The 14,567-nt window shown below is 44.1% G+C and carries 10 protein-coding genes; 2 read left to right on the forward strand and 8 right to left on the reverse strand.

The features are described 5' to 3' along the window. Nucleotides 1-125: 125 nt before the first annotated feature. The 4 genes from IGJ74_RS12115 to IGJ74_RS12130 all read right to left on the reverse strand — a co-directional run bounded on the left by IGJ74_RS12115 (nucleotide 126) and on the right by IGJ74_RS12130 (nucleotide 5,403). Nucleotides 126-2,318 carry an alpha-galactosidase gene (locus IGJ74_RS12115; protein WP_218193191.1) on the reverse strand — a complete coding sequence of 731 codons (2,193 nt, stop codon included), beginning with the start codon at nucleotides 2,316-2,318 and terminating at the stop codon, nucleotides 126-128. Between the two features lie 40 nt (nucleotides 2,319-2,358). After that, nucleotides 2,359-3,180, reverse strand: a complete 822-nt coding sequence (locus IGJ74_RS12120; protein ID WP_008378833.1) for a carbohydrate ABC transporter permease — start codon at nucleotides 3,178-3,180, stop codon at nucleotides 2,359-2,361. Next, a complete protein-coding gene (locus tag IGJ74_RS12125) occupies nucleotides 3,177-4,052 on the reverse strand; it encodes a carbohydrate ABC transporter permease (protein WP_005225588.1) in 876 nt (291 codons plus the stop codon). Before IGJ74_RS12125 ends, IGJ74_RS12120 begins: the two co-directional genes overlap by 4 nt. 61 nt (nucleotides 4,053-4,113) lie before the next feature. Further along, complete coding sequence (locus tag IGJ74_RS12130) at nucleotides 4,114-5,403, reverse strand: ABC transporter substrate-binding protein (RefSeq protein WP_005234924.1); 1,290 nt, start codon at nucleotides 5,401-5,403, stop codon at nucleotides 4,114-4,116. 168 nt (nucleotides 5,404-5,571) lie between these two features. Here IGJ74_RS12130 and IGJ74_RS12135 point away from each other — a divergent pair, with 168 nt between their 5' ends. Both IGJ74_RS12135 and IGJ74_RS12140 read left to right on the forward strand, forming a co-directional pair. Then, nucleotides 5,572-7,095, forward strand: a complete 1,524-nt coding sequence (locus IGJ74_RS12135; protein ID WP_139960099.1) for a response regulator transcription factor — start codon at nucleotides 5,572-5,574, stop codon at nucleotides 7,093-7,095. Beyond that, the gene (locus IGJ74_RS12140) at nucleotides 7,092-8,795 is read left to right on the forward strand and encodes a sensor histidine kinase (RefSeq protein WP_218193192.1); all 1,704 of its coding nucleotides are present in this window, start codon (nucleotides 7,092-7,094) and stop codon (nucleotides 8,793-8,795) included. Before IGJ74_RS12135 ends, IGJ74_RS12140 begins: the two co-directional genes overlap by 4 nt. Nucleotides 8,796-8,901: 106 nt before the next feature. Here the strand turns inward: IGJ74_RS12140 and IGJ74_RS12145 are convergent, their stop codons facing one another. The 4 genes from IGJ74_RS12145 to IGJ74_RS12160 all read right to left on the reverse strand — a co-directional run bounded on the left by IGJ74_RS12145 (nucleotide 8,902) and on the right by IGJ74_RS12160 (nucleotide 14,445). Then, entirely contained in the window at nucleotides 8,902-10,329 is a 1,428-nt protein-coding gene (locus IGJ74_RS12145) for a 6-phospho-beta-glucosidase (protein ID WP_218193193.1), read from the reverse strand. A 16-nt stretch (nucleotides 10,330-10,345) separates the two neighbouring features. Next, the gene (locus IGJ74_RS12150; protein WP_218193194.1) at nucleotides 10,346-12,217 is read right to left on the reverse strand and encodes a beta-glucoside-specific PTS transporter subunit IIABC; all 1,872 of its coding nucleotides are present in this window, start codon (nucleotides 12,215-12,217) and stop codon (nucleotides 10,346-10,348) included. 116 nt (nucleotides 12,218-12,333) lie between these two features. After that, nucleotides 12,334-13,170, reverse strand: coding sequence for a BglG family transcription antiterminator LicT (gene licT / locus IGJ74_RS12155; RefSeq protein WP_005234912.1), 837 nt, complete (start codon nucleotides 13,168-13,170; stop codon nucleotides 12,334-12,336). 228 nt (nucleotides 13,171-13,398) lie between these two features. Further along, nucleotides 13,399-14,445 (reverse strand): hypothetical protein, encoded by a 1,047-nt coding sequence (locus IGJ74_RS12160; protein WP_181154896.1) that lies wholly within the window; start codon nucleotides 14,443-14,445, stop codon nucleotides 13,399-13,401. Between the last annotated feature and the right edge of the window lie 122 nt (nucleotides 14,446-14,567).

Here is a 14,567-nt window from a genome sequence, read left to right on the forward strand (position 1 = left end):
TTCTCGAGAAAAAAATAAATCATTTGTTCTAAAATAGCCTCTCAGTTGCCGATCATTAGCCAAAAGCTTACGGCAGCACAATAAAGCGTCCCGTCAAAACATGCTGCTTTGACGGGACGCTTTTTTCATTCGTGGGGCACTTTTGCAACAAAATGAAACCGCTGCGTGGCGTAATCCCCGGCTAAATGAGGATCGATATATAACCCGAGTTGCATCAATTCATCGCCACCGAAGTTCTCTCCCCCACTTTGATAGGTGAGGTCAGGATCAAGACCAGCCAGCTTTAAAGTAACCAATGGTGCAGAGGCTTCAGCTAAAACTCGGAAGTAAAAGACGATCGCTTCTTTTTTATCCTGAGAAACATACAGCCAGGCGGCGTCATTGCCTTCATAAGGGCTGAGCAGTCGAACAAAGCGGCCCAACTGCAGCAGGCGCCGATGTTTTTTATAAAAAGTGATTTGTTCTTTGATTTGCGCTTTTTCTTCTTCTGTCAGCTGTGTTAAGTCAAGCTCATAGCCCAGCAAGCCAGACATCGCAGCATTGCCGCGAATCGCTAGATCCGTTGCCCGTTGGGTCTGATGGTTCGGGATCGCTGAGACATGTGCCCCCATGGTGGATGGCGGATAGGCCAGACTGGTTCCGTACTGGATCTTCAAGCGGGCGATGGCGTCGGTGTTGTCGCTGGTCCAAATCTGCGGCATATAATACAAGAAACCGGCATCAAAGCGCCCGCCACCGCCAGAACAGCCTTCAAACAGGATCGTCGGATAGGCAGTGGTCAGTTTCTCGAGGAACTCGTACAAGCCCAGCAGATAGCGATGCGCGACCTCCCCTTGCTGGGCAGGATCGAGGAGCAAGGAATAGACATCCGACAGACTGCGGTTCATGTCCCATTTGATATAGTCGATGGCAACCGTATCAAACAGTTGGGATAATTGCTGATAGAGATGGTCTCTGACATCTTGTCGAGAAAAGTCCAACACATACTGACTGCGGCTAAGCGCTGGCTTGCGATTGGGTACTTGTAACAGCCAATCAGGGTGCTGTTGGTTTAGTTCACTGTCACCAGAAATCATTTCTGGTTCCAGCCAAAGCCCGAATTGCAGCCCTTTGTCATGGACTTTTTGGGCAAATCCTGCCAAGCCAGAAGCTAGCTTGCCTTCGTTTTCAAACCAATCGCCTAATGAGGTTTGGTCATCTTCTCGCTGACCAAACCAGCCGTCATCCAAAACAAACAGTTCGATTCCCAGCTCCTTCGCTTCATCAACGAGGGCATCCAGTTTTTCTTCATTGAAATCAAAGTACGTTGCTTCCCAGTTATTGATCAGGATCGGCCGTTCTTGCTTTTTGTATTTGCCCCGAATCAAATGCTCATCATAAAAGTCATGATAGGTGGCTGACAGCTGGTTCAAGCCAGCCTCACTATAAGCAATCACGGCTTCTGGGGCTTGAAAGCTTTCAGTTGGCGGCAATTGCCAGGCAAATTGATGGCTGTTGATCCCCATTATCACACGAGTCTGATGGTAAGGATCTTTTTCGATGATAATTTCATGGTTGCCACTATACAGCAAACTAAAACCAAAACACTCCCCAGCAAACTCCGTAGCATTAGGTTCCAGTATGACGGCAAAGGGATTTTGCTGATGGCTACTGGAACCACGCTTGCTGTCCAAACGCTTGATGCCGCGATTGATTGGTTCTCGGGTGACTTGGCGTTCTTTCGCCCATGCCCCCGGCAAGTGGATCAAATCAAAGGGACGGTTAGGAAAATCGAGCGCTTGACTCGCCAGCTGCTCGATCGTAACAGGCTGGTTTCCGTGGTTGATTACTTTACTTGAGCGGACGATCACTGCCGCATCCTCGAAAATCGTGTAAAACAGCTGCAGTTCGAGTCCCGTCACATCATCTTTTAAGGACAGAATCAGTGTTTCGATCCCGTCGACGGCACCATGGGTCTGAGGCAATCCTGCTAGGGCGGGTTTGCCTTGTTGAATCTGGTAATCACTAAAGACAAAATGGCTGACTCGGCTACCGTTAGACTGGCGAATCCTATAAGCTGCTTCTCGAAAATCTCCGAAGCCGTTGCCAGGAAATTCCATCATCAAGGTGTCTAATGAGAAAAGTCGGTCGCTGCTGTCTGGGGGATTGGGCGAAAAGGACCGATCAAGACGTGGATAACGATAGCCGCCAGAATAATGAGCGATTTTTTTTCCAAAATAAAGGTGTGCCACATTGCCCCCTTCTTCTATTTGTATGAGATAGCTGATCTGGTCGTTGCTTAAATGAAAGACGTTTAATTGTTTGTCAAAAAGAATCATATCGTACCCTCTACTTTATAATTGTTCGCTGATGCCCCGCTTATTTCACGGATCCCAGCATACCTTGGACAAATTGTTTTTGTAAAACGAAGAAAATGATGGCCGTTGGCAGTGTGGCGATCACAATGCCGCACATCATCATGCCATAATCAGGTGTATAAGAAGCACCCATAGCCGAAAGAACCAGTGGAACGGTCCGTTTGTCTGGTGATTGCAAGGCAACTAATGGCCACAAATAATTGTTCCAGCTGCCCATAAACGTAATGATCGCGGCAGCTGCGTAGGTATTTTTAGCCGTAGGCATGTAGACTCTAAAGAAAATACTCAGTTCATTCAAGCCATCGATCCGAGCAGCTTCGACTAATTCTCTAGGGAATGCCTTGATGTTTTGGCGGAAAAAGAAAATCAAAAAGGCGGTACAGACCGAGGGCAAAATCACGACAGCGAAGGTATTGATCCCGATTGGTGTGCCGCTAAGCTTGCTGAACATCCGATATAACGGGATCATTAGCGCGGCAAAAGGTACCATCATCGACAGCAACAGAATATTAAAGATACGGTCTTTGGTTTTCGTCCGATAGATCTCAAAGCCATACCCTGCCATGGAGGAGAACAACAGTGCAAAGAAGGTCGTAATCACGGCAATCACCGCTGAGTTTCCTAATGCCCGAGTAAAATTCAAATCGGAAGAAAAAAGATTTTGGAAGTTGATCACCAATTGATCCCCAATCATGATTTTCCCGGCAACGATATCAAAGGTTTGATTGGTCATCCCTAGGATCATCCAAACAAATGGAAAAATAGAGATGAAAGCCAAAATCGCCAGAAAGACGTATTTTAAAGTGAGTGAGATTGTTTTCAATTTTCTTTTCCTCCTATTTTCGTTTGGATGATCGATAAAATCACGATTGCAATCACGATAACAAAGGAGACCGCAGCGGCATACCCAAAGTTTGGCGTGAATTTGTAACTTAAATTGTAGATGTATTGTGACAAGGTCGTCGTAGCATTGGCTGGTCCACCGCCAGTAATATTTTGAACTTCATCGAATAATTGCAGCGTACCGATCGTTGAAGTGATCGTGGTAAATAGGATGATTGGACGCAAGTTGGGAATCGTGATTTTGAAGAATTGATCCCATTTTGAAGCGCCATCGATCTCTGCCGCTTCATAAATACTTGGATCGATATTCTGCATGCCTGAGATGAAAAAGATCATATTGTAGCCGGTCCAACGCCACGTGATGGCAAAAATAATCAGTACTTTTGCCCAAAAAGGATCTGTCAACCATTGGATCGGCGCATCGATCAGATGTAGCTGCGTCAAAAAGTTATTGACTAACCCGTTTGCCGAAAAGAGACTTTTCATGATCAAGGAATAAGAAACCAAAGATGTGATACATGGTAAAAACAAGGCGGTGCGGAACAGCCCTTTAAATTTCAATTTTTTGTCATTCAATATGTTCGATACGATCAGCGCCAAAAAGAGCATGATCGGAACTTGGACTAATAAGTATAAAAACGTATTGCCAAAGGCTTTTTTAAAGGTTGAGTCGCTCAACATCCGCTGATAGTTGCCAAGACCGTTAAAGGTCATCGCTGTCGGTGGTCCTGATTGGAATGACGTGAACAATGCCGAGACCATCGGGATAAAGACCAGCATCGTGATCAAAATGACGGGTAAGGTAATAAAGGCATTGCCGTTTGCAAACCAATTTTTTGTTTTGTTTTTCATTGTAATTCCCCCTTAACACAGAAACTCGCGATCGCTCACGAGTTTCTGCAAAGTTGTTCGATTAGTTTGCAATTTGTGCTTCCACTTGTGATTGTGCTTCTTCTAATACTTTATCGATGTCTTCACCGTTGATCACTCGTTGCAAGCTTTCAGTCAAGACGGATTCAATGGCATAGGTGTGATTGCCGTAGTTCACGGCTGGAATTTCTTGTGACCATTGTGAGAAATCTTGGAAGACTTTTTGACCGCCATAGAAATCAAGACCCGACGTATATTCTTCCGTTTCTTCTGCAGCATTCATGGTTGAAACTAAACCGATCTCGGTAGCTAATGTACCCATCAATTCTTTGTTTGAAGCAAAGGTATTGGCTAAAAAGTCTTTGGCATTTTCTTCGCCGTCAACCCCTTTGATCACGTACCAGCCTGCTCCGCCGATGCTGGAAGCATTGACTGAATTGCTATCGCCAGCGATGGATGGGATCGGAGCGATCGCCCATTTGCCGCTTTGATCTTCAGCGCCTTGAATTGTGCTAGAATACCACGCACCGGTTGGCGCAGACGCAACATTCCCCGATTGAACAGCATTGACCCCGCCATCCCAATCGGAAACTTGTTCAACTAAGCCTTCATTCAACAATGTTGCCAAGACAGTTAGACCGGCTTTGAAGGATTCATTGTCTTTGATGGTCACGGTGGAGCCATCTTCACCGGTATACCATTCGCCTGCCGATTGCATAATGATTCGTGCCAAGCCAAGATCGCTTGGGTCTAACGACATCATAGCGTGACCCGTTTTTTCTTTGACATCTTTGGCAATGCTGATAAAATCATCCCAGGTAATATCTTGGAGATCCGCTTGCTCATAGCCTGCATCGGTCAAATAATCTGTGCGGTAAAATAGTCCTGCGACGCCACTGTCAAATGGCACCCCATAAATGACATCGTCGACTTTATTGACCGCAAATTTATAGCTGGAGAAATCCTCCTCATTCACGATATCCGTTAGATCACTAAACGCATCTGGATAAGAAGAAAGGTACCCTTGGATGCGGTAGTCTTCGATCAAGACGATATTTGGCAGTCCGTCCGTATTTCCTGATGCCAGACTAGTATTTAATTTTTGGACGATATCATCTTGCGACATCGTCACAACTTCCACATCGACATCTTGATTTTCATACACTTTTTTGGCTTCATTGACTGCCTTGATGTTGAAGGTCTCATCCCATGCCCAGACCGTGACTTTGTTTGAGGACTCGCCGGAATCCCCAGAGCTTGTGTTGCTGTTTCCGCAAGCCGCCAAAGTCAGCACTGCAGCCGCCGTTACCATCGATGCAAGTAGTTTTTTCATTTTTATCCCTCTTTCCTTTTATTTACAAGGCTAACTATACACTGATTTTGTAACCGTATTCAACGATTATGAAAGAGCTTACTAAATTTGTCCAAAAATAGAAAAAAGTTACAATACCTTTCTTTTTTGAAAGCGTTTATAATAAAGAAGAGATATAGGGGGGATACCATGACTATTTTACGCACGGTCTTAGTCGTTGATGATGAGGCAACGATCCGAGATGGATTGAAACATATGATACGTTGGGAGCAAGAAGGGTTCCGTCTCTTAGGCGATGCAGCGAACGGGCAAGAAGCATTGGCGCTGATCCATGAGCTGAATCCCGACATCGTGATTACGGATTTGAAAATGCCACAAATGGACGGCCTTCAACTCACAACGATCATTCAACAACAATATCCAGAAGTCCATTTTTTGGTCTTGAGCAGCTACGATGATTTCCAATACGTCAGTCAATCTTTTAGAAATGGTGCCGTAGATTATCTTTTAAAACCGACACTGACACCGACACTCTTGTTGAAGACGCTACACAACATCACACAAAAGCTGTCACATACAAAAGGCTCCGTGACTGAGGAGACGCAGCTGCAAGAATCGTTGAATCGCTATTTAGCAGGGTATGAAGAACCGTTGGCTCCTTTGGCGGACTACCTTGCATTAGATCAGTCGCAACAGCAAGCCCAAATTTTGACCACCAATTTTAGCGGCTTTCGTGCCAATGATCAGCTGCTGCATGCATTAACGGAATTTACTCAATCACAACCGCAGGTAAAGACGCTCTTTTTTCAAACCAGTAACAAAGATGCCGGCTTAGTGATCAGTTATCCAGAAGGAACGGATGTTTATTCCTCTTTGAAAGAAACGTTGGAACAATTGCGTTTTACCGAGCCAGACGCCTTCTTTACTCTCAGTGTGCCCTTTCAAAAGATTGAACAGTTGCGGGACCATTTTGTGACCCTCAAAGCCAAAAGCCAAGGACAATCGTTTTTTTATAAACGTCAACGGTTGGTGCCAGAACAAGAACTCTTTTTGTACATTGAAAGTGATCGCTTTGATACGAAGAAGTTCTTACGGGCTTTGTTAGACAACAACTTTTTATTAGGAATCACCAGAATTGAGGAATATTTTAATGACATGATCTTATCCAATGTCGATCCGACATTTTTAAAACAGCAGGCCAGCAGTATTTTTTACACGTTACTCTCCCGCTTGGAAGAAGAATTTCCCACTGCTCCCCGCTTTAGCCGCTTAAAAGCTGAATTTTTGCATGCCATCGGTCACGTGCAGTATTTGGAAGATTTTTCTGATTTGTTGTTGGCGACCATTGATGATATTCGTCAACAGCTGACGACCTTATCACCGCTGGATGAAGATGATCTACTCGTTGCGATCCAGCGCTTTATTCAAGACAACTACACCAAAAGTCTGTCTTTGTCTGAACTGGCTGAAACCTTTCATTTTAGTTACACCTATCTTTCGGCTTTTCTTTCTGCGAAACTGAAAATGAGCTTTTCTGAGTATGTAAAGAAAACCCGCTTGGATAAAGCCAAAGAACTACTGACACAATCTGATCTGAATCTATCTGAAATCAGTGAAGCGGTCGGGTATTCGGATATCAGCTATTTTTCTCGCATCTTTAAGAAAGAATGCCAAGTCACCCCATCGAAGTATCGGCGGTTGAATCAATTATGAAAATCAACCAATGGATTCAGAAAAATGAATTATTCAGTCGGATCTTCCTCTTTGTTGTCGTCGGGGTCATTAGTGTTTGTCTGCTAACCGTCGTCGTGATCTATGGTCGCTCGAAAGATGCCTATGTTGCTTCGTACCAGAGTTCCAATCAGCTGCTACTGGAAAAAATCCAAGAAGATTATGAGCGTCTGAACGAGAATATCCATCGAATTTTTGATATCGTCGATGAAAGCAAAGCCGTTGAAACATACTTAGAAGGCGACATGAATCAAGGCCGTACGATTTTAGAATTAAACGAGCAATTAAAAGACACGCGCTCTTTGTTTCAAGACATCCCCTCGAATTTAGTGTTGATAGGGGTCAACGGAGGTACTTTTTTTCAAAACGATGCGGTTCGCAATCAATCGGTGGATGATTTTCTCGCCAGTGCCTTTATCCAGCAGATCAATGACAATGACGCCATCAGTCAGTATTATTTCTTGGACCAAGGCTTAAGTACCTCCACCAGCGACTCCTCCGGCTTGATGTACGTGCGCAAATTAATGAAAGAAGAAACGATTTTCGGCTATGCCCTGATTTTCTTAAAGGAATCTGATTTTTCTTCGATCTATCGTCAACTCTTAGATACCAGTCTTCACTCGATCTATATCGTCAATGAGCAGAATCAAATTCTCTCCACTTCTGATCCGAGCCTTTTAGGCATGCCGTTTGAGGATCGTCTCGTCACGGTCAAAAGAGATACTAGCATCAATCAGCTGCCCCTTTATTCGTATCACTTTACTTTTTATGATGTTTTGGATGAATCGCATCTGGTACGCAATATGAATCTGATCAAGCCAGCTCTTTTGATTTCTGTCGTCAGTATTTTACTCTTTAGTCTGCTGGCATTTTGGATCATCCGCAACATCACCCAACCGATTTATCAGCTGATCGCCAAGCTGCCGGCGGTCACGCAAGGCGATTTCAGCGATAAAGTCACCATCAACGGGACGTATGAAACGCGAGAATTGGGGCGTGCGTATAACTTGATGCTAGAGGACTTGGAATCTTATGTCGATCATTTAATGGTTACAGAATCCGAAAAACGCAAGTTCGAGATCCGCTCGTTGCAAATGCAGATCCAACCGCATTTTGTCTACAACACATTGACTGCCATCAAGTTTTTGATCTGGCAAAACGAACAAGAAGCCGCCACCCAAGCGATTGAAAGCTTTGTCCAATTGTTGCGGCACACCTTTAACCGCAAAGAGATCGTCCCCTTAAAAGATGAGCTAGCGATCGTGGAAGAATACCTCGTGTTAATGAACGTACGTTACGGCAATCGCATCCAGTCAACGATTTTTTCAGAAGATGGCTGCGAAGATATTCTCGTACCGAAGATGATTTTGCAACCGATTATCGAAAATGCCTACCTGCATGCCTTTCCCGAAGAGGATTCAGGATTGATCCAGATTTTTTCTCGTATCAGTAAGGAAGGCCTGAAAATTGAGATCATCGATACGGGCATCGGGTTCAATGAAGAGCACCCAACCAGCTCCGCGAACCACTTTGAACACTATTCGGGTATTGGCTTAGACAATATTGATCAGCGTATCAAGCTGCTCTATGGGGAGAAATATGGATTGACTGTAGAATCACGCATCAACGAAGGAACCACCGTTCGCTTGCTGCTGCCGATCCAGCGGGAGGAAGCAGCATAATTTCTTTCGTTAAATAAGAAAAACGCCAACAGAACCAGGCTGCTTCCATGAGCAGTTCTGTTCCGCTGGCGTTTCTTTCCTTAATGATAATCGTTAGTTAACTGGCTTAAGCCAAGTCTTCCCCATTTGAGGCAATCACTTTTTTGTACCAATAAAAGGATTGCTTTTTGCTGCGGGCTAATGTGCCATTGCCTTCATTGTCGCGATCGACATAGATATAGCCATAGCGTTTCTTCATTTCTCCGGTTCCTGCAGAAACCAAATCGATACAGCCCCATGAAGTATAGCCCAACAGTTCCACACCGTCTTGGTCAATCGCTTCTTTCATCGCAGCGATATGCGCACGTAGATAGTCGATGCGATACACATCATTGATTTTTCCATCTTCGTTTGGCGTATCCACCGCTCCTAGACCGTTTTCGACGATGAAAAGCGGCTTTTGGTAACGATCATAGAGATCATTCATCGTGATTCGCAAACCAAGCGGATCAATCTGCCAGCCCCATTCTGACGCTTCTAAATACGGGTTTTTAATGGTCGGGAACAAGTTGCCTTCCGTTTTCTCAACACCGGAATCTTCTGAAGCAGCAACCCGAGAGGCATAGTATGAAAAGGAAATAAAATCGACGGTATGGGCTTTTAATAAAGCCGCATCTTCGGCGGTTCGTTCCAAAGTGATTCCTTTATCAGCTAGCATCTTCAAACCATAATTTGGATATTCTCCTCGCGATTGCACATCGATAAAGAAATAGTTGCCGCGATCGCTTTTTTTGCTTTCCCAGACATCTTTCGGATTGCAGCTGTAAGGATAATAACTAGCCGCAGCCAGCATACAGCCAACTTTATTTTCTGGATCGATCTCGTGGGCGATTTTTGTTGCCAACGCACTTGCGACTAATTCATGATGAGCAGCTTGGTATTTAATTTGTTCTTCATTTTCGCCTTCAGCAAAGGTAAGCCCTGCACCGAGAAACGGGGCATGCAAGATCATATTGATTTCGTTAAAGGTCAGCCAGTACTTCACCAATCCTTTGTATCGAGTAAAGATTGCCTGACAAAGATTTTCATAAAAGCTGATCATCTTGCGGTTGCGCCAGCCGCCATATTCTTTGATCAAATGGATCGGACAGTCAAAATGCGTGATCGTCACCAAGGGTTCGATTTGGTATTTCCGGCACTCTAAAAATAGTTCTTCATAAAAGCGCAAGCCTTCTTCATTAGGGGTTTCTTCGTCCCCCTTCGGAAAAATTCTTGACCAAGCAATCGATAAACGATAGGTTTTAAAGCCCATCTCCGCAAACAAGGCGATATCTTCTTTGAAATGATGGTACATATCGATCGCTTCTTTGGCTGGATAGAAATACCCTTCTTCAAAGGCAAGCATCTCACGCTTGCCGGTAATAACTGCTCGGCGGTCCTTGCCAGTCGGAATTACATCGACATTGGCAAGCCCACGCCCGCCTTGATCAAACCCGCCTTCACATTGATTGGCGGCTGTTGCACCGCCCCATAAAAAGTTTTTTGGAAATCCCATGTCTTATTCTCCTTTTTTAGCCGATCACTTTGATGATTTGATCGCCAAACGTAATCGGGCCACTGTTAGCCGTCAAAATGTCCCCCACTTCAGTACTGTTGGTGATAACAATCGGCGTGATTACTGGATAGCCTTTTTCTTTGATAAATTCAATATCAAACGTAATCAATGGATCCCCGACTGATACTTTTTGCCCTTTTTCTGCTTGATAGGCATAGCCTTCGCCATTCAATTGCACCGTATCGATCCCCACGTGGATCAACAGCTCAATGCCTTCCTCACTAGTCAAGCCAATGGCATGTTTTGAATCAAAGACTGCTGTGACAGTCCCGTTTACTGGAGCTAGCACTTCTCCGACGGTTGGCTCAATCGCTACCCCTTGGCCAAGAATCTCTTCCGAAAACATGCCGTCATTGACTGCTTGCAAGCTTTTTAGTTCCCCTTTTAAAGGTGCTTTGATCTCTGCGCCGCTGATTTGATGTGCGGGTTCTTGCTCTTTGTCTGCCGGTGTTGCTTCAGGTGCTTCTTCTGTGACAGGGTCTTTGTATAAGAATAATGTCGCAATAAATGTGATCACGATACTGATTGCCGCACCGATACAAGCATTGGTCAAATGACGTAAGGTGTCATCGCCGATATAGCTTGGCAAAGTCAACAGGCCTGGTGATCCGCCTGAGAAATTGCGGACACGCATGATCCCCATAAATAGACCACCAAATCCGCCACCGATCATTGCTGCATACAAGGGTGTTTTAAACCGCAAATTGACCCCATACAACGCCGGTTCAGTAATGCCGAATAGCCCAGTCAGACCAGCAGAAAATGCCAGTTGTTTGATCGTAGAATCTTTTGATTTAAAACCAACGCCGATAGCTGCAGCTCCCTGACTGACGTTTGAAGCCAGCATGCCAGGGTAGATCACTGTGTCATAACCTGTGGTCATCCGGTTGTTGATACCGATAGGAACCAATCCATAGTGGGTACCAGTTGCCACGAACAATGGCGTGAAGGCACCAATCAGTAATGGAACGATCCATGGGCTAACCGTTTCTAAGGCTTGGATCCCTGTAGAGATCGCTTCACTGATCATGTAGCCTAGAGGGCCTAAAGCAACTAATGCTACTGTCCCTACGACGAAGATCGTTAGCAACGGTTTGCTGAAGAATTTGATTGCTTTTGGCGAGACTTTATCGGCGATCGGTTCAACGTAAGACATGAACCAAACACTCAAGATGATTGGGATAACCGATGATGAATAACTCACTGGTGAAATCGGCAAGCCGAATAAATGGATGCCGCCACCTGCCTCATTGACTGCTGTCACCATCGCGATAAAGTTCGGATGGAGTAAAATCCCCCCTACCATCATAGCTAAGTACATATTGGCTTTGAATTTTTGTGCAGAAGAAGCAGCCAGCAAAATCGGCAAGAAGTAGAACGCCGCATCCGCCATAAAGTTTAATATTTGGTAACTTTGACTCTCTGCCGTCAAGACATTGAAGACCACTAGCAATGAAAGAACCGCTTTTAGCATCCCAGCTGCCGTGATGGCTGGTAATATTGGAGTGAAGATCCCGGTGATCGTATCGATGACTTTCGCAACACGTCCGCGATCGTCTTCTACTGTTTCTTGGTCACTAGTCAAATTGGTTTGGGCAGTGATTTCGTTGTAGACATTGCCAACATCACTACCGATGATTACTTGGTATTGCCCACCTTTATTGACCACACCCATGATCCCTGGTGTATGTTTTAAAGTACTTTCTTGGGGTTTGCTATCATCTTTCAAGTTGAAGCGCAAGCGTGTCGCACAATGGGTCAAGCTTTGGATATTTTCTTCCCCACCAACATTGGTGATGATCGTTTTTGCTAACTCTTTGTAATTCATGTCGTTCCTCCTATTTTGGTCTTTCGCTTGTTTTTTGTGTGTCAAACCATAAAAAAATACCTAAACAAACCCCTTGGGAGTTCATTTAGGTATAGCCTGCCAATCCAGTAACAATCCTAAGCACTTGTTATTCGTTTGATGTGTATAGTTAAATAGATCAATTCGTCTTCTTCTAACGGTCTACCGAATTCTTTGTTGATGTAGTCACTGATTTTCAACGCACACGCATATTCCTTCATGTATCGGTCTTTCAACATAAAAATAAAACTGCCGGTTCCTGCATCATCGAGCTTTGTACCGCTGAATAAGCGCTGGACAAAAAATTTCAAATGGGTCACAAAGCGTTCGTAGTTCAATGAATACTCATCAAGCTCCATTGAAAAATGATATTTGACGATGTTTAGGATATGCTGAATGATCTTCGCCATTTCCGATACTTGACTGACCTGCGCCATATCCAACTCAGCATTGACAATGTGCAGAGCAATGAAGCCGGCTTCATCTTCCGGCAGCTCGATCGCCAAGCGATTTTTAATGATCGATAACGCTTCTTTGCCAATGAGGTATTCATGGTTATAAAACCGCTTGATCTCCCATAGCAAGGCATTTTTAATTTCCATGCCGTTTTGATAGCGCTCGATAGCATAATTGATATGATCGGTCAGCGTCAGAAACAATTTTTCGCTCAACTTTTTCCCAAGGGAAACTTTTGCAAAACTGATGATCTCATTCGCTGCTTGAATATGTTCGATAGGGATAGAAGAAAGTAATTGGGTTAGTTTTGTGACATTCCACTCTTGTGTACTGAGATAGACTTTTTCAATCTTGGTATCGTCGATCGCATCGCCCGGCTTTTTCTTAAAGCCTAAGCCTTTGCCCATGACGACCAATTCTTGTTTTTCCTCATTCTCAGAAATCACAATGTTGTTATTGATCACTTTTGTTACGTTCATTTTAACGACCCTATTCTTCTTTAGATTTCTTCACACAAAAAAATAGGTATAGCCCGCCTAAAGCGGTAACAATCCTCAGAGCCAGTGTAGCATGAGAAAAATCACTCGTCAATGGGGATTTTCAACCGCTTGTTTAAAAGCAGAAAACAGCGCTGCTGCCATTTGACTCTTTGGCAGAACGCTGTTCACTGGTTTATAAATCACTAGCTCTCTTGATGAGAGGTAAAATTAGATACGGTTTTCGTGGTCAGCAGTTTTAACTAAGTTTGCTCCCACCATACCACCGATTGACGTAAGAGCGAGTCCTAAGACCATTGCCACAAAACCCCAAATAGACGCTTTGGCTGTTGCATCACTTGCTTCTTCCGCTTTTTGACGAGCGTCTTCCACTGCTTGGTCAATGTCTTGTTTGGCTTGTTCAAGATTTTGTTGTGCATTTTCGATTTGTTTTTGTGCTTCATCAGAAGCATCTTGTAAGCCGTTCACGATATTGTTCGTTGCTTCTTCCGCTTCTTGTTGGCTTAGATCTGTGTTTTGAGCCACTGCATTTGTGATTGCTTCTTTATCGACTGAATCACCGATCGTTGTAGCACGATCTTGTAATTTGCTTGCTAAATCATCAATGATTTTATCCGCATCATTTGGATTGGTTGCAATGTCTTTGCCGGCATCTTTGATGTCGTTCGTCGCATCAGACAATTGATTTTGCAAGTAGTCTGGTTGCAATTCAGGAACATCGGTATCTTGTAAAACATCATTGACATTCGCTTGTAATTCATCTGTATTGACGTCTTCCATGTTTCCTGTTATTTCATCGAAGGCTTTTGAAGCGACATCGCCAGCACCTGAGGCAACTGTTTCAACGCCACTGCCAACAGCAGAAGCAACGTTTCCTAAAAGTGAACCGACTACAGAAAATGCACCGATCGTTAAGTAAGAGAGCATAACCATCATCACGATCATACTAGTTGCCCATGTTAAGAAACCATGAACCAATCCAACACGTCGAGCCGCCACACCTGAAACAAAACCAGCACCGAATAATGCCAAGACAAAGGTAATGACTGTCCAAATCAATAATCCTGTACCCACACCATCTAATGGATTATTTGATGTTGGTTCCACCAAACCAAAACCGATTGCTGAGCCGATCATTGACAGTGTCATGAACAATGCGATAAATGTTACGACCCCTGCAAAGATAGAACCCCAAGACAAATTATAGCCTGCCTCCCGCTCATCTGAACCTAAATAATTTCTGAATCCTTTTTTCATCATTACATCCCCTTTTTGTTTTTTTAACCTGTATTCAGTCTAACAACTGATTGTTTTTTTATCAATCAACTCGACTTGCGCTATCTTTTTGTAAGAAAAATGAATGATTCTGAATTGTTTGA

The organism is Enterococcus sp. AZ009, from assembly GCF_050548785.1.
Lineage (GTDB): Bacteria > Bacillota > Bacilli > Lactobacillales > Enterococcaceae > Enterococcus_D > Enterococcus_D entomosocium.

What these genes read in the sequence shown, in the direction of transcription:
- IGJ74_RS12130 (WP_005234924.1), bottom strand. Translation starts at nt 5,403, where the DNA reads ATGAAAAAACTACTTGCATCGATGGTAACGGCGGCTGCAGTGCTGACT.
- IGJ74_RS12140 (WP_218193192.1), top strand. Translation starts at nt 7,092, where the DNA reads ATGAAAATCAACCAATGGATTCAGAAAAATGAATTATTCAGTCGGATC.
- IGJ74_RS12125 (WP_005225588.1), bottom strand. Translation starts at nt 4,052, where the DNA reads ATGAAAAACAAAACAAAAAATTGGTTTGCAAACGGCAATGCCTTTATT.
- IGJ74_RS12150 (WP_218193194.1), bottom strand. Translation starts at nt 12,217, where the DNA reads ATGAATTACAAAGAGTTAGCAAAAACGATCATCACCAATGTTGGTGGG.
- IGJ74_RS12115 (WP_218193191.1), bottom strand. Translation starts at nt 2,318, where the DNA reads ATGATTCTTTTTGACAAACAATTAAACGTCTTTCATTTAAGCAACGAC.
- IGJ74_RS12160 (WP_181154896.1), bottom strand. Translation starts at nt 14,445, where the DNA reads ATGAAAAAAGGATTCAGAAATTATTTAGGTTCAGATGAGCGGGAGGCA.
- IGJ74_RS12145 (WP_218193193.1), bottom strand. Translation starts at nt 10,329, where the DNA reads ATGGGATTTCCAAAAAACTTTTTATGGGGCGGTGCAACAGCCGCCAAT.
- licT (WP_005234912.1), bottom strand. Translation starts at nt 13,170, where the DNA reads ATGAACGTAACAAAAGTGATCAATAACAACATTGTGATTTCTGAGAAT.
- IGJ74_RS12135 (WP_139960099.1), top strand. Translation starts at nt 5,572, where the DNA reads ATGACTATTTTACGCACGGTCTTAGTCGTTGATGATGAGGCAACGATC.